Raw genomic sequence first — 14,581 nt, forward strand, 5'->3', positions numbered from 1 at the left:
AAAAAGAGAGTTTTTTTCTCTTATGGCTTTGTTTTCATTGCTTCTGATAGGATTCTGATCCCATCCCTGATATCCTGCATATCCACCACCTCAACCGGAGAGTGGATATAACGGGCAGGAATCGAGAACGGGACACTTGGGATGCCGCCCTGTTCAAGATGAATGATGGTCGCATCGGTATTGCCTCCGGTTCCAACTTCAATCTGGTATGGAATGCCGGATGCATCGGCTGTGCTCCTCAACCACCGAACCATTGTCTGATCAGATAACAACCCTCTACCGCTGGCAGAAACAAGAATGATAACAGGCCCTTTTCCCATCTCGATGCTTGCATCTTTCTTTTCAATACCCGGATGATCGCCCGGGATAGTAACATCGATTGCTATTGCGCAGTCAGGGTTGATTGCATATGCACTCGTCTTTGCACCTTTCAGCCCCACCTCTTCCTGAACCGTAAAGACGGCATAGACCGTATGTTCCGTCTCAAGCTGCTTCAGTGTCTCGATGATCATTGCAACACCAACCCGATCATCAAATGCCTTCCCGGTGATCCTGCTGCCAGCAAGCTCCCTGAGCTCCCGATCAATTGTTATCGGACATCCGATCTCAATTCCGAGTTCTGCTACTTCATCAGCCGATGTAGCCCCGACATCGATGAAGAGATCTTCTGGCTTCAGCGTCTTCTTCCGCTCATCATCTGACATCATATGCGGTGGCTTCCCACCAAGCACTCCGGTAACAGGACCTTTTGTTCCATGGAGAGTCACACGCTGGGCATAGAGTGCAGGTGTGAACCAACCGCCGATGGTGACAAACCTGATGAAGCCACGGTCATCAATATACTGGACCATACAGCCGATCTCATCCATATGGGCAGCCAGCATCACCTTGTAGTCACCACCCTTCTTAACTGCAATCAGGTTCCCCATCGAATCGGTCCTGATCTCATCGACAAAAGGGGCAATCTCTTCTTTGATGATCTCCCGGATGTTCTGCTCGCGGCCTGAAAGGCCATGCGCATCCGAGAGCTTTCTGAGTAAATCGAGTACCATGCTATCCTCTCATACAACGTTTCGTATCCGATTAAGTGCTTCTTTCAGGGCATCCTGTGAAGCTGCATAACTGATCCTTGCATATCCGGTTCCATGAGCGCCAAAAGCAGTGCCGGGGACAATGATCACGCCTGCTGAGATGATCGCCTCCAGCTGTTCTGCACTCATCGGGACAAACAGATAGAATGCACCTTCAGGAACGCAGAAATCAAAGCCCATCTCTTTCAAGCCACCTGCCATCAGGTCGCGGCGGGCATGATACTCGTCACGCATCGCTCGCACAACACCCTGATCTCCGGTATACGCTGCAAGAGCAGCGTACTGGGAGATGGAAGACGCGCAGGCGATGGTGTACTGGTGAACTTTCAGGCATTCCTCGGCTATCTCCAAAGGTGCTGCAAGAAACCCGAGCCGCCAGCCCGTCATCGCATAAGTCTTGCTGGTGGCATTGATGGTTATGACATTATCTCCATACAGGGCAGCACTGTAATGCTTTCCTCCATAGATGAAGTGCTCATAGACTTCATCTGAGATAACAAGTGTCCCCTGATCATCAGCAAACTCCACAATACCCCGGATCGTCTCTTCAGATTCAACCATTCCTGTCGGATTGGAAGGGGAGTTCAGGACAATCATACGGGCACCATCTATTGCCTCACAGGTTCGATCGAGATCGAGTCTCAGATCATCACCCAGCGGTACCGGATCGGGAACCCCGCCGGCAAGTTCGGCGAGTGCACCATATGAGACAAATCCGGGATCCGAATAGACAACCCGATCACCCGGATTGACGATCGCCTGCATCGCGATATTCAGTGCTTCGCTTGCACCTGCACAGACAATTATGTCTGAAGGTGAGTAGTGGAGATTGTTCTCACGCCTGAATTTTTGTGAGATGGTCTCACGCAATTCCGGTATTCCGGAATTTGGCGTATATCCGGTTTTCCCATCACGTATCGCCTGTATCGCCGCCTCTTTTATGTGAAGCGGTGTATCAAAGTCGGGCTGGCCAAGGGCAAGGCTGATCGCATCCGGCCCGGCCGACTCGAAGATCTTCCTGATTCCTGAGATTTCAAGATTCATTACCCTGTCTGCAAACTGCATAAACTGTCCTCCTTATTCGATATTCGTGTGCCTTTTCTTTAACTCTCCCTCTGATGTCTCGGTGATCTCCATCAGATGCGACACAAGGGCATCGGAGAATACCATAGACGTGGTTTCAAAGATAGTGCCAAGGGGGGCAAATGACTTGTGTTCTCCCATCATCTGGCGGATATCATATTCGTGAGATTCATCAGTGACAGCATCACGCTGGCTCTCTATCACAACGATGGTATCGGCAATCTGTCCTATTGTTGATTCTTTATTTGATGTTATCAGTCCGACAGTTGCACCAATTCCTTTTGCTGTCTTGGCCACATCGGCAATTGATCTCGTGTTTCCTGACCCTGAGAAAACAATAAGCATATCATTCTTCTCAATTGCCGGCGTAATTGTCTCTCCAACAACAAATGAGGTGAAGCCAAGATGCATCAGGCGCATCGCAAATGCTTTTGCCACCAGCCCTGATCTCCCGGCCCCCATAACATAGATGCGATTGGCAGATAAAATGGCCTTTGAAAATCCCTCCACCTCTTCATCAGCGATTGATTCGGCGATGGACTGTATCTTTTGGGCCATCTGCTTCATCATTCCGAGAACTCCTCCATTGTTACTCATTGGGCATACCTGTGATTATCTTATACCGCACCCTTATTGAGAATATCCCAGAGGATGATTGGATCAGGAGAGGGCACTCTGGCGTTGCATGAAAAATCAGAACAGTATCTCCGATCGAAAATAAGTGAGCGGCACAGTGCCCTCGATTCGCGGCACAATGGCAGTCAGTTACGACCTATCGATGGCTCCCTGATGATCCACCGACCAACACCCCCATGCAACTGTGACATGGAGATGGCAACCGAGCACCTATCGTGGCTCTTTATATCGAGCAGCGCAGAGTTCGTACATCTCCAGTAAGAACTGTTTAAAACTCACCTCATCTTTGTACAGCACGATCCAGAGCAACTGGAGCACCTGTTCATACGCGAAGTAAAAGAACCGGATTCGTGGATCCTTTGATTTCGAGGAGATTCTCGCTTCATCCTGCACCCGGAAACCGGTTTCGATTCTCCATCGTTTCTTGTAGGTTGGAATAACATATTCCAGATCAATAGACTCCTGATTCGTAGCAAATGCCCAATCATATGACTTTTCAGACTTTTTATCGAATATCTGCTTGAGAAGTGCGACTGTTGTCTCCCCTCGAAACATCGTCTTGTCTTTATTGACCTCGAGTTCATATCGGATCTTTTTCTTCTCTCCAATATCCAGCAATTCTATCTCTTTTTTGATTTTCTCGTTTTTTGGAGCGAAAATCAGATACGGCACCTCGGCATGTGTCAGAGTCAGCATCAGATCTTTGCTAAAGAATCCCCGGTCAAATACCGTGAGTTCAACGGAATTCACCAGTGGTTCAACCAGAGCAAGACACCAGGTCACTGTTGTTGCCATATTATGGCCAAGATGTACAGGAACTGATAAAAGCGGAATCTTCTGGGGAATATCAGAATTAATGATGGCGCATGAGAGGAACTTGAACTTCCCGGTAACCCCATGTTCACCCGTATATCCATGTATCCAGAACCCCTGAACATCACCATAAAAATCCTCTTCGGTATAATCAAAGGCTAAAACAACGTTTTTATTGGCAAGATCAAATCGTGTACCCAGTCGCTCGACCGTCATCCGATACTGCCAGACAATGTGTGATGTCGTGACATTCTTGATGGCGAGATGGAGTGAATCTGCCCTGTTGCCGACGGTTTCGATATAGGTATTTGCAACCGCTGCTTTGAGGAGGTCCCGGTTATACTGGAATCCAGAGAGTGTAGGTCCTTTAAACGGGAGTTTCAGTGCCCGATCGACGAATGTATCGAGTGTTTTGAGGGTCCTGAACAACCGTGCATCACTGAGTTTCATAGTATTACCAGGTAGACTGTTCTGTCCAGGTATTCCTTGGGGCAGTCCACTTTTGCGCTATTCCCGAATTTGGTGACTTTTCGAATGATAAATCCCTGAATATTCTCGATCTCGATCCGGGTAGCAGGATTTAGTTCAACTTTCTTCATTGGATATACAATGGATATCCATAATATTTAAATCTTACTGGCGCCCGGTCTGCTACAGAGGTTCGAAAAGAAGAGGTGTTAGTTCAAGTGGAGGTCATAGATCCCTTTCGGAGATACTGCAGAAACAAACACCCTTTTACGTGAACCTTATGTAGAGGTCACTCAATTGATAGATTATTATGGATTACCTGCATCTTTTCCTGGATTCCTTTATCCTACTCTTCGAGATCGTCGGTGCAATCATGATCATCTATGGCGGCTTACGGGGAGCTGTCAGGGTTTTTCAAATCGAACTTCTGAAAAAAACTGAATTGTCATATAATTACATACGGAGAGATTTCACAAATAAGCTGATTTTTGGCCTTGAGTTTATCATTGCAGCTGATCTTCTTGCAACAATCATCGCGCCTTCAATAGAGGATGTTATGCTTCTGGGTGCAATTGTCGCAATACGAACGGTCCTCTCCTACTTCCTCTCAAAAGAAACTCAGGAATATCCATTGGAGGACAACTAATCAATCCCCCTACCACCAAAAGAAGAATACAGGTCTGTGTAATTACCCAAGCATCAGCCGGAGAAGATCCTCTGATCGCTCAACCCGAAGCGTCCGGACAGAGGACTCCTTCGTCTCATCAGGATGCCAGTCTCCATATGCAGCATGAATGGTGCAGATCCCAAGACGGTTTGCCGGTTCGATATCCCGGCGGATACTGTCTCCGACATGTATTGTATGAACAGGATCGGTCCGGATCGAGTCAAGGGCCATCAGAAATGAGTCCGGATTTGGCTTTCGGCTGCCACTGATATCTGGAGTCATGATAATGTCAAAATAGTGAAAAAGATCTGCCTTTTTCAGCCGTTTTTCCGCATGAACGGAATCTGCGTCCGTCACCACGCCAAGCCGCATTCCTTTTGAGCGCAGTCCTGAAAGCATCTCTTCAATACCCTTATATGGATGGATATTGAGGAGTTTTTCGTTCTCATAGATTGTACATGACTCAAGATATGTTGCTGATCCCTGAATTCCGATATCAGAGAGATAATCAAAGATATTTCCATAGTCTTCAAACCCATACCGCTTCCTGAGGAAGTAAGAGAAGAGTTCATCAGGATCGCCGCACCCCAGTTCTTTGATGACAGTAGCACAGGCCTTCTTCTTAGCAGATATAAAATCTACAAGTGTGTTATCGAGATCAAAAAGGACGGCATCAAAGAGACCGTCATGGAGTAGGAAATCCTGCATATCCACCAGACACCTTAAGGTTGTATGCGCAGCTTGATACAGGTTTGGATAGAAACAGTTGATACAATGCGAGAAAGAGGGGTTTCTTTTGACGAAGAGGCTTAGTCTCCGGGTTCTCTTCATCGCCGTCTTTGCCTCGATGCTGGGGCTTGGGATTGTGGTTCCTCTCCTCCCCTACTATGCCGACACCCTTGGGGCTACAGGCATTGGAATAGGGCTGATCTTTTCAGGTTTTGCCCTCTCGCGTGCGGTTTTTATGCCCCTTATCGGCCAATATTCAGACAGGAAAGGGAGGAAATATTTCATCCTCATCGGACTTGGACTCTTCAGCATCCTCTCTATTGCCTATATCTTCGCCTCCTCGGTTGCCGGGCTGACTCTTGTGAGGATTGCCCATGGATTTGCCTCGGCGATGGTGGTTCCGGTTGCAATGGCATATGTTGCAGATTTCTCACCCCCGGGAAAAGAGGGGATCTGTATGGGCTCATTCAATACCTCGCTCTTCCTCGGGCTTGGTTGCGGGCCATTGATCGGAGGTGCCACCCTTGATGCAATTGGAATTGAGATGGTCTTTCTGCTTATGGCAGCACTTTCATTTGCCGCCTTTCTTATCTGCCTCGTCTTCCTTCCGGAAGCTCCATCTCTTCATCGAATGACCTCGTCAATACGGCTGGCTGCAGGGAGTACCCACATGAAGCCAATCCTCTTCTTCCGGATCATGAATGCCTATGCAAATGGGACATTTATGGTATTTCTGCCGGTCATTGCCACCTTCTGGTTTGGGCTCTCTGCCTTTGAAGCGGGAGTTATCATCTCATTATCAATACTGGCAACCGGTCTTCTCCAGCATCCATTTGGAATATTTGCAGATATCTTTTCGAAAACCGGCCTTATTGTGATCGGAACCGTCATCGTCTCTCTCTGTCTGATTGTCATTCCTTTTACCGCAGGATTCTTTGGATTGATCATTGTATCCTTTATTCTTGGAATCGGCAGTGCACTTGCAATGCCTGCATCCACGGCAGTAGTTGCTATTGCCGGACGGGAGTTTGGGCAGGGAGCATGTATGGGTGCATTTAATACCGCTATGAGTGTCGGAATGGTGACTTCACCGATCATCTCCGGCTACATCATGGATATCCTTGATATCAGGGCAGTATTTGAGATTGCAGGGATTATTTCCCTTATTTCGGCCATAGCGTTTCTGGTACTTGCACAGCGTGCCGGTATTGACTCCTATCATTGAGAATAAAACAATACCTTTAAACCGACTGAGACGTTATCGTTAATCAGGTGAATTGGATGGAGATCATCAAGATCCCGAAGATGGAGAAGAAGGAGTATGACAGGCTTATTGAGGAAGGATATATATCCCGGATAGCGTTTCAGGGAGAAAAATACCCCTACATTGCCCCATTTCTCTACGTGTTCGATGGAAAACATTTGTATTTCCTTTCAACAAAGTATGGCAGGAAAGTAAACCTCTTCCGGGAGAGCCCCTACGTGTCTGTAGAGGTGGAAAAGTACTCAAAGGATCTCTCCTATTACACATTCGTAACAATGCAGGGAAGAATTGAGGAAGTAACTGACTCAATCGAGAAGAAGATCGTTCGCGAGAACTTTGTTAACCTGATCAAAGAGCATAAACTCTCAAATAACATTCTCGGGGCACTTGGCCACTCTCCACAGGACCCCCCCGAATCCATCGCACTGGAAGAGCGTTCGATGGTCTGGAGACTATCCGGTGTAAAGGATATTGTCGCGCTGAAGAATGTGTAATCAATAACATCATTCTTTTATCGAGTAGAAAACCCCATCTTCCTGGACAAAACCTTCTTTTTCAAGATCAGCAAGTACCCTCTCGATTCGTCCTAACTCTCTTTTTTTTGTACCCGTAAGCGCACTGATAAGAGCGCTTTTTTCGATCTCTTTTCTCTCAAGGAGGAGTCGGAGGGCAGAGCCCCGGATCTCCCGATCAGATCCTGCGAACGGAGCCTGGCGTATATAATGCCTGCTCCGCTTATTTGGGTTTGTTAGCCTTTTTTTAAGGTCGGTCCCATAATCCATGAGTGCACTATACCATTCCCTTGGGTTATCATGGTAGAGGGCATCGCGGATGATTGGCAGGATCTCAGCATCATGGATATCATCGCGATCCTGGAAGAAATAATGGATAAAAATTCTCCGGATATTCGTCTCGATATAGACGACCGGCAAATTAAATGCATATGCACAGATTGCTGAGGCGGTTGCCTTCCCAATACCCGGAAGCCTTTCAAGGATAGCTGGATCCTCTGGAACCAGACTATTATACTCATCCCTCAGGATGATTGCTGTCTTCTGGAGATTAACCGCACGCCGGTTATACCCAAGCCCGGACCAGGCTGAAAGAACAGCAGAGAGCGGAGCAGAAGCAAGGCAATCGATCGTTTTGAACTGCTCAATGAAGAGGGAATATTTAGGAGCCACCCGCTCCACCTGGGTCTGCTGGAGCATGAATTCTGAGATGAGGATTAAGTAGGGATCTGTTGTTCTACGCCAGGGGAGATCACGCCCGTATTGTCGGTAGTATGAGAGTATAAGGTCAGTGAAGAGTTCAATTGATTCTTTATCCGGACCTTTTGTTGCGGCTCTCAGGACCGCTCTCTCTTTCCGGACGAGCTCAGAGTCAATAGTTCCGTTCACTATGCATTATTCGATCGTGGCTGAACAAATACTTCTTCTTTCCTGCATAGGGAGGTATTATCAGCTCTATACCCGATATCTCCACCTATGATCAATCCGGAACGGATACATTACCGGAAAGAGGGAGGTGGGGAGGGCGGAGACCGTGTGATCTACTGGATGCAGCAATCACAGAGAGCTGAACAGAATCATGCCCTTGAGTATGCGGTTAGTGAGGCGAATCAGCGTGGAGTTCCGCTCAGTGTTCTCTTCTGTCTCGATCCGGATTACCCGCTCGCAACATCCCGTTCCTTCCGTTTCATGATCGAGGGGCTGGCAGAAACTCACAAGAATCTTCTTGAACGTGGCATACCTCTATCTGTGAAACTTGGTGATCCGGATCAACTTGTGCCTCGCTTTATCCAGGATACTGCCTTACTGGTCATGGATCGTGGATATCTTGGGCATGAGAGGCAGATCCGTCATGCCATTACAGAAGAGGCCGACTGTCCTGTGATAGAGGTCGAATCAGATTGCGTGGTGCCGGTAAGGGCAGCGTCAGTTAAAGAAGAGTGGTCTGCTGCCACGCTGAGGCGCAGGATGACTCCGCAGATCTCACATTTCCTTTCTCCTGTGGAAGAGATCAAATTGAAACGACCCGCTCCTGAGGATTCAGAATCGGATCACGATCCTACCGATATTGATGGTGTGCTGAAGAAGATCGGCTTCTTTGAGCCTGAGAGCCCACTCATGGCGCGTGGCGGACGAGCTGAAGCTGCCAAAAGACTGGCAGCATTTCTTGCCGCTCCCGCTCATCTCTATGATACAGCACGGAATGATCCCGGACGCGAGGTCACCTCGGGTCTCTCCCCCTACCTGCATTTCGGCCAGATATCGCCTTTGGAAGTGGCACGCGCAGCCTCGGATCGGCCCGGTTTTCTTGAGGAGCTGATCGTCAGAAGGGAGCTTGCAATCAACTTTGTCTGGTATAATGAACAGTATGATTCTATCAACTGCCTGCCAAAATGGGCAAAGAAGACTCTTATGGAACATACCGAAGACACCCGCGACTATTGCTATTCATATGAGGAACTCAGGCGGGCAGAGACACATGATCCCTTCTGGAATGCGGCCCAGAAGGAGATGATCCTCACCGGGAAGATGCACAATTATATGCGGATGTACTGGGGGAAGAAGCTCCTGGAATGGTCTGAAACACCGGAAACCGGATACCATAATGCCCTTCTCTTAAACGACACCTATGAGCTGGATGGCAGGGATCCAAATGGATATGCCGGGGTTGCATGGTGTTTTGGGAAACATGACCGCGCCTGGAAGGAACGTCCCATCTTTGGGAAGGTGCGGTATATGAATGCAAACGGGCTGGTGCGGAAAGGAGATATTGCCGGATATGTCAAAAGGATACAACAGTTATCTGGTGCATCCGGATAGCGAAGATCATTTTGGGATCTCAATAAAAGAGCCTCATTGCTATTTCATGAGGGTAGTTTGAAGCAGGTGCGGCGGCGCGGGTATCGGGGGGCGGGGCAAGCGAAGGGAGCAGGATGACAGAGATGATAAACCCTTGCTCATCAGAGCAACCTGAAGGGCGATTCTGAAAGAATCTGGTGTTTATCTACTCTGGCAGCCACCGAAACATTCCCGCCCCTCCCGCGCTGCATCTGCGTCCACCCGTTCAGCTTCCCTGCGAAGCATGTGCGAACGGGGACGGGGCGGTGGGGAATGTTCCAGGGTTTTCTCTACCATGATACTGTAGCTATTTTGGCATATATGGTAACCATCTCGATAGATGCAGGAATTCAATCCTTTTCACCGTCTATGATTTCTGGATATCCAGCACCGGAGTGAACAGATCCCAATTGCATTATTCAAACACCAAATAGCCAGATTATGACGTGTTCGCTGATTAAAATCCGCACGGATCAGAGAAGATCCATAAAAGAGGAGTTAATTGGCGAGTAACCAGAGATCATCCATAACCGGTGATCTCATAATCAATAACAGTCGATTGACCGGCACATTCCTTTGCATTCTTCAATCCTTCCTCAATCATTTTTTTGATGAGTGCCGGATAGACAGAACCAACCAGCTGTGCAACCGATCGCCCATGGCAGAATACGGCAAATGTAGGTGTGCTCATAATGCCATACCGCTCGGCAATCCAGGGATTCTGTGTGACATCAATCCTGGCAAAGGCGACTGCACCCTTGAATTCTTCGGCATATTCTTCATAATAAGGCATGATCGAGTGGCAGTGGGGGCAGGTTGGAGAATAGAAGAGGAGTGTTATTGGATCATAGGTTTTCTCAACCGCTTTCTCCCAGTTCATGGTATCCAGTTCAACTAAAATGGCAAGGAGTCCCCTTCCTTTAGGTAGGGGTAGTTGACTGACAGATGACATAGGAACACTATCTCCGGATATTGCTCCACCACTACTTGAAGTTACTCCTCGCCAATGCAGTGGTTGATGACGATCTCTGAAATATCACTTGAGTACTCTCCAATGCGGGCGATACTGTTGGCTATATATCCAAAATAGATGCTGGCAGGGCTCTCCTGCTGTATGCTCAGCGCCTTGAGTTCGGTATACATTGCCGTCAGATCGGCAAGCGATACGATACCGGCATTTGCCTCCTGTATATTCCGATCATAAAAGGATCGCATACTTCGCTTAAAGATTGTGAGGGCCAGCTCATCTGCTCTTCTGAACATCTGAATCGTTTCAGCAGAGATTACAATTTTCCCATCATGCTCTTCAGCCAGGAGAAGAAGGTTCTGGACATTGGTTGCAATCGTCACCGCATGGTCGGCGATCCGCTCGATTGTACGGGATATCTGGAAGAATGTCATGGCAGCACCAGCTGTGATATTCATCTTCCGTGAAAGCGCCGGATCATGGGTGATCAGGTGATACTGCCTGCTTATCAGCCAGTGGAGGCGATCTATATCGTTATCACGCGATATGACATCCTGGCAGAGTGAAGTGTTCTTCTCCTCAAGAGCGGTGATGGCATCCTCATGCATCGACTTCACAATCGTATACATCCGTTTGATCGTGTTGTCAAGCGGCATCTCGGAAGGGTTTAAAATATCCTTTAAGGTAATGGAGGTGTCATTCTCTTCAGCCACCTCCTGGCCGATCGTCATCTGGGTATAGAGCCTCACCATCTGCCTCACATCCGGGGGAATTCTCACCTTTGATGTAATCCTGATCACAGTATAACCAGTGATATATGCGCTGATTAAGCACCGGAAGAGGCAGGTAGGATCAGCATAATCCTTCAGGAAAAACTCCTTCTCCCTCTGTGAGGAGATTCCTTTGATATCCGCTGTGATCAGCAGGTTCCCATCCGCCTGGGTGATAATCCCGATCGGATCATTCTTCTGTATCTGGTGTTTTGTTGCCCAGCTTTTTGGGAGAGAGAGGACAAAAGATGAGCTCCCGGTCACCTGGATCTTCCGGATATCCATAGTATCTATCACTGCCTGAAGAGAAGATATACTCCTATTGAGAATTTATATTACTATATACACACATATACTTTCTGATATACCAATACTCTCTATCAGGATTTATCATAGTATTTTCTGCCATACAATTGATCGATGACTCGTTCATTCAGCATTCGATCATCTCCGGCATACCTCGCCGGAGCAGTTATTCTCCTGCTTGCAGCAGCCCTTGTAAGCGGTTGTGTCGGGAGCGACCCATCAGTCGAACAACGCTCGATCTCAGTCACCGGATCGACGACCGTCCTGCCTATTGCACAGATAGCAGCCGACGCCTATATGGATAAACACCAAAATGATGAGATTCTCGTCTCAGGGGGAGGATCCAGTGTAGGTATCAAGGCAGTCGGTGAGAGAACCGCAGATATCGGAATGGCATCCCGTGACATCAAATCTTCAGAGATGGAGCAGTATCCGGGAATTGTAGAGCATGTTATTGCAGTTGATGGGATTGCACTCATTGTAAACCCTCAGAATCCGGTCTCCTCGCTCACGATGGCAGAGATAAAAGCAATCTACAAGGGAGAGATCACCAACTGGAAAGATGTTGGTGGCAGTGATCGCCAGATCGTTGTGGTTGGCAGAGATAGTGCATCGGGAACCCGTGAGTTCTTCTATGACGAGGTTATGAAGAAGGAAGAGTTCGTCAGAACCCAGCAGGAACTTAACTCCAATGGTGCAGTCAAACAGACTGTTGCCCAGACGCCTGATGCAATCGGCTATGTCGGACTTGGCTATATCGACACAACCGTCAAAGCAATCAGCATCAACAAGGATGGCACGCTCGTTGCACCCACGATTGATAATGTGAAGAATAAAAGCTACCCGATCGCCCGTGGTCTTCACATGTATACAAACGGCCCCGAAACCGGTCTTGCCAAAGACTATCTTGACTTCCTGATGAGTGCAGAAGGGCAACAGATCGTCTCGAAAGAAGGGTTTGTGCCAATTAATTAACCTCTCTTTTTTTCTGATCATCATGCCGAAGAACAGATTTGAATCACAGATTACTAATCTCTTTAACCGGCAGAATAAAGAGAAGGCAATCAGTGGTATCTGGCTTGGAACTGCACTTGTCGCAGTCATTACGATAATCCTTATCCTCGGCTTTCTGGTAAAAGAAGGTCTTCCTGCGATCCTTGAGATCGGTATTCCTGCATTCATCTTCAATGAGATCTGGACTCCAACCAGTGAGATCCCCCAATATGGCATATACTCACTGATTATTGGAACAATTCTTGTCACAATCGGCGCAATCGCAATTGCTGTTCCTCTTGGAATTGGATCGGCAATCTTTATCGCTGAAGTTGCACCACCTAAATTCCGTGAGGCAATAAAACCCGCAATCGAACTTCTGGCAGGTATTCCATCTGTTGTGTATGGATTTTTTGGTCTTGTTGTCCTGACAAACTGGCTCAGAATCTCACTTGATCTCTCCTCCGGTGCCACCTGGCTTGCAGGATCGATTATTCTTGGGATAATGGCCCTGCCGACGATTGTTTCAGTCTCAGAAGATGCGATCAGCAGTGTTCCAAAAGATTATCGATCCGCATCTCTTGCCCTTGGAGCAACACGCTGGCAGACGATCACTGGTGTTCTGATCCCTTCTGCCCTATCAGGTATCACAGCTGCAATAATCCTTGGTCTTGGCAGGGCAATCGGCGAGACGATGGCAGTGCTCATGGTAACAGGAAATGCAGCAGTCATTCCTGATCCGCTCTACAATATCCTCTCACCTATCAGGACACTCACCGCCACACTGGGTATTGAGATGGGAGAGGTTGCAATAGGAAGCACCCATTACCACGCCCTGTTTGGAATGGCTCTTGTACTCCTTCTGATCACCCTGATTGTCAACCTTTCTGCAACATTCATCCTGGCGCGGATTCGGGAGGGGCAGACCGGCAGTTCCAGGGCGCCATTACTCTCTCATGATCATCGAAGCAAGATCAAATCGACACTCCTCCTTGTTATCCTGGTTGGATTGTGTTTATTCTCATATCAGGTCGCCGGAATTCCCGGAATAGCCATTCTTGCAGCCATTCTTGCACTCTGGTATGGCGGATCAAGATTTCTCTCACAACAGTCGAAAGAGAGGATTGCCTTTGGAGTCGTCACTTTTGCAACAACACTTGTTCTCTTCGCACTTGTTGCGATCATCTTTGATATCGTCTCAAACGGACTGCCGGCAATCACCTGGGAATTTTTAACCGAAGGTCTACGAAATCTTGGCCGTGAGGGAGGTATCTTCCCTGCAATCGTCGGGACAATCTACCTTGTTATCGGCGCTATTGCAATCGCTCTTCCAATTGGAGTTGGCGCTGCAATCTACCTGAATGAATATACCCTCGAAGGTCGGCTCACCAGGATCATCAGGGCAGGAAACGATCTCTTAAATGGCACACCCTCAATCGTCTTCGGCCTCTTTGGATTTGCATTCCTTGTGATCTTTATCGGCCTTGGCGTTTCGCTCCTTGCCGGACAGATCACCCTTGCCCTGATGATACTCCCGACAATAATCAGAACGAGTGAAGAGGCACTGAAGTCTGTTCCCGACTCCCTCAGGCATGGTAGTCTTGCACTTGGAGCTACACGATGGCATACCATATCGAGAGTCGTACTCCCTGCTGCTGCTCCGGGTATCCTCACCGGGATGATCCTCTCAATAGGAAGGGCAGCCGGAGAGACTGCCCCCCTCCTCTTCACTGCCGTAGTCTTCTCAAAACGATATCTCCCGACATCGGTCTTTGAGCCGGTGATGGCCCTCCCCTATCACCTCTTTATCCTGGCAACCAACGTACCAGGTGCAGAGACACAAAAATATGGAACAGCCCTTGTTCTCCTCGTCCTTGTAACTGGCATCTATGCAGTTGCAATCCTGATGAGGAGGTATGCGCAGAAGACAGTGAGGTGGTAAAAA

Annotated in this window: 15 protein-coding genes; 6 read left to right on the plus strand and 9 right to left on the minus strand. The window is 48.1% G+C overall.

Features of this window, described 5'->3' with window-relative positions; all coding sequences use genetic code 11:
• Positions 1 to 20 precede the first annotated feature (20 nt).
• The 5 genes from ACZ44I_RS06205 to ACZ44I_RS06225 all read right to left on the minus strand — a co-directional run bounded on the left by ACZ44I_RS06205 (position 21) and on the right by ACZ44I_RS06225 (position 4,222).
• Positions 21 to 1,052 carry a M42 family metallopeptidase gene (locus ACZ44I_RS06205; protein WP_464551597.1) on the minus strand — a complete coding sequence of 344 codons (1,032 nt, stop codon included), beginning with the start codon at positions 1,050 to 1,052 and terminating at the stop codon, positions 21 to 23.
• 9 nt (positions 1,053 to 1,061) lie between these two features.
• On the minus strand, positions 1,062 to 2,156 hold the full coding sequence (locus ACZ44I_RS06210) for a pyridoxal phosphate-dependent aminotransferase (RefSeq protein ID WP_464551596.1): 1,095 nt from the start codon (positions 2,154 to 2,156) through the stop codon (positions 1,062 to 1,064).
• Between the two features lie 12 nt (positions 2,157 to 2,168).
• Entirely contained in the window at positions 2,169 to 2,744 is a 576-nt protein-coding gene (gene hxlB, locus ACZ44I_RS06215; protein WP_464551595.1) for a 6-phospho-3-hexuloisomerase, read from the minus strand.
• Between the two features lie 276 nt (positions 2,745 to 3,020).
• Positions 3,021 to 4,073 carry a transposase gene (locus ACZ44I_RS06220; RefSeq protein ID WP_464576426.1) on the minus strand — a complete coding sequence of 351 codons (1,053 nt, stop codon included), beginning with the start codon at positions 4,071 to 4,073 and terminating at the stop codon, positions 3,021 to 3,023.
• Entirely contained in the window at positions 4,070 to 4,222 is a 153-nt protein-coding gene (locus ACZ44I_RS06225; protein WP_464548398.1) for a DUF2080 family transposase-associated protein, read from the minus strand. Before ACZ44I_RS06225 ends, ACZ44I_RS06220 begins: the two co-directional genes overlap by 4 nt.
• A gap of 179 nt (positions 4,223 to 4,401) precedes the next feature.
• Between ACZ44I_RS06225 and ACZ44I_RS06230 the strand changes: the two genes are divergently transcribed.
• Positions 4,402 to 4,737, plus strand: a complete 336-nt coding sequence (locus ACZ44I_RS06230; RefSeq protein WP_464576428.1) for a DUF1622 domain-containing protein — start codon at positions 4,402 to 4,404, stop codon at positions 4,735 to 4,737.
• Between the two features lie 42 nt (positions 4,738 to 4,779).
• Here ACZ44I_RS06230 and ACZ44I_RS06235 read toward each other — a convergent pair whose 3' ends face one another.
• Positions 4,780 to 5,466 (minus strand): HAD family hydrolase, encoded by a 687-nt coding sequence (locus ACZ44I_RS06235; protein ID WP_464551590.1) that lies wholly within the window; start codon positions 5,464 to 5,466, stop codon positions 4,780 to 4,782.
• 88 nt (positions 5,467 to 5,554) lie between these two features.
• Between ACZ44I_RS06235 and ACZ44I_RS06240 the strand changes: the two genes are divergently transcribed.
• Both ACZ44I_RS06240 and ACZ44I_RS06245 read left to right on the plus strand, forming a co-directional pair.
• The gene (locus ACZ44I_RS06240; protein ID WP_464551586.1) at positions 5,555 to 6,712 is read left to right on the plus strand and encodes an MFS transporter; all 1,158 of its coding nucleotides are present in this window, start codon (positions 5,555 to 5,557) and stop codon (positions 6,710 to 6,712) included.
• A gap of 56 nt (positions 6,713 to 6,768) precedes the next feature.
• On the plus strand, positions 6,769 to 7,245 hold the full coding sequence (locus ACZ44I_RS06245; RefSeq protein WP_464551584.1) for a pyridoxamine 5'-phosphate oxidase family protein: 477 nt from the start codon (positions 6,769 to 6,771) through the stop codon (positions 7,243 to 7,245).
• A 9-nt stretch (positions 7,246 to 7,254) separates the two neighbouring features.
• Here ACZ44I_RS06245 and ACZ44I_RS06250 read toward each other — a convergent pair whose 3' ends face one another.
• Positions 7,255 to 8,151, minus strand: coding sequence for an HhH-GPD family protein (locus ACZ44I_RS06250; RefSeq protein ID WP_464551582.1), 897 nt, complete (start codon positions 8,149 to 8,151; stop codon positions 7,255 to 7,257).
• An 87-nt stretch (positions 8,152 to 8,238) separates the two neighbouring features.
• On the opposite strand from ACZ44I_RS06250, the gene ACZ44I_RS06255 reads away from it, so the two are divergent.
• On the plus strand, positions 8,239 to 9,582 hold the full coding sequence (locus ACZ44I_RS06255; RefSeq protein WP_464551580.1) for a deoxyribodipyrimidine photo-lyase: 1,344 nt from the start codon (positions 8,239 to 8,241) through the stop codon (positions 9,580 to 9,582).
• Positions 9,583 to 10,120: 538 nt separating this feature from the next.
• On the opposite strand, the gene ACZ44I_RS06260 is transcribed toward ACZ44I_RS06255, so the two are convergent.
• Together ACZ44I_RS06260 and ACZ44I_RS06265 are read right to left on the minus strand one after the other, a co-directional pair.
• Positions 10,121 to 10,552 (minus strand): thioredoxin family protein, encoded by a 432-nt coding sequence (locus ACZ44I_RS06260; protein ID WP_464551578.1) that lies wholly within the window; start codon positions 10,550 to 10,552, stop codon positions 10,121 to 10,123.
• A 41-nt stretch (positions 10,553 to 10,593) separates the two neighbouring features.
• A complete protein-coding gene (locus ACZ44I_RS06265; protein ID WP_464551574.1) occupies positions 10,594 to 11,622 on the minus strand; it encodes a PhoU domain-containing protein in 1,029 nt (342 codons plus the stop codon).
• Positions 11,623 to 11,757: 135 nt separating this feature from the next.
• On the opposite strand from ACZ44I_RS06265, the gene ACZ44I_RS06270 reads away from it, so the two are divergent.
• The gene (locus ACZ44I_RS06270) at positions 11,758 to 12,618 is read left to right on the plus strand and encodes a phosphate ABC transporter substrate-binding protein (protein WP_464551571.1); all 861 of its coding nucleotides are present in this window, start codon (positions 11,758 to 11,760) and stop codon (positions 12,616 to 12,618) included.
• A gap of 22 nt (positions 12,619 to 12,640) precedes the next feature.
• Complete coding sequence (gene pstA / locus ACZ44I_RS06275; RefSeq protein ID WP_464551569.1) at positions 12,641 to 14,578, plus strand: phosphate ABC transporter permease PstA; 1,938 nt, start codon at positions 12,641 to 12,643, stop codon at positions 14,576 to 14,578.
• Positions 14,579 to 14,581 lie beyond the last annotated feature (3 nt).

The sequence above is a fragment of the Methanocalculus pumilus genome (genome assembly GCF_055382585.1).

Bases quoted from the DNA above. Each gene is read 5' to 3' on its own strand.
- ACZ44I_RS06205 (WP_464551597.1), bottom strand. From the start codon at position 1,052: ATGGTACTCGATTTACTCAGAAAGCTCTCGGATGCGCATGGCCTTTCA.
- ACZ44I_RS06210 (WP_464551596.1), bottom strand. From the start codon at position 2,156: ATGCAGTTTGCAGACAGGGTAATGAATCTTGAAATCTCAGGAATCAGG.
- hxlB (WP_464551595.1), bottom strand. From the start codon at position 2,744: ATGATGAAGCAGATGGCCCAAAAGATACAGTCCATCGCCGAATCAATC.
- ACZ44I_RS06220 (WP_464576426.1), bottom strand. From the start codon at position 4,073: ATGAAACTCAGTGATGCACGGTTGTTCAGGACCCTCAAAACACTCGAT.
- ACZ44I_RS06225 (WP_464548398.1), bottom strand. From the start codon at position 4,222: ATGAAGAAAGTTGAACTAAATCCTGCTACCCGGATCGAGATCGAGAAT.
- ACZ44I_RS06230 (WP_464576428.1), top strand. From the start codon at position 4,402: ATGGATTACCTGCATCTTTTCCTGGATTCCTTTATCCTACTCTTCGAG.
- ACZ44I_RS06235 (WP_464551590.1), bottom strand. From the start codon at position 5,466: ATGCAGGATTTCCTACTCCATGACGGTCTCTTTGATGCCGTCCTTTTT.
- ACZ44I_RS06245 (WP_464551584.1), top strand. From the start codon at position 6,769: ATGGAGATCATCAAGATCCCGAAGATGGAGAAGAAGGAGTATGACAGG.
- ACZ44I_RS06255 (WP_464551580.1), top strand. From the start codon at position 8,239: ATGATCAATCCGGAACGGATACATTACCGGAAAGAGGGAGGTGGGGAG.
- ACZ44I_RS06260 (WP_464551578.1), bottom strand. From the start codon at position 10,552: ATGTCATCTGTCAGTCAACTACCCCTACCTAAAGGAAGGGGACTCCTT.
- ACZ44I_RS06265 (WP_464551574.1), bottom strand. From the start codon at position 11,622: ATGGATATCCGGAAGATCCAGGTGACCGGGAGCTCATCTTTTGTCCTC.
- ACZ44I_RS06270 (WP_464551571.1), top strand. From the start codon at position 11,758: ATGACTCGTTCATTCAGCATTCGATCATCTCCGGCATACCTCGCCGGA.
- pstA (WP_464551569.1), top strand. From the start codon at position 12,641: ATGCCGAAGAACAGATTTGAATCACAGATTACTAATCTCTTTAACCGG.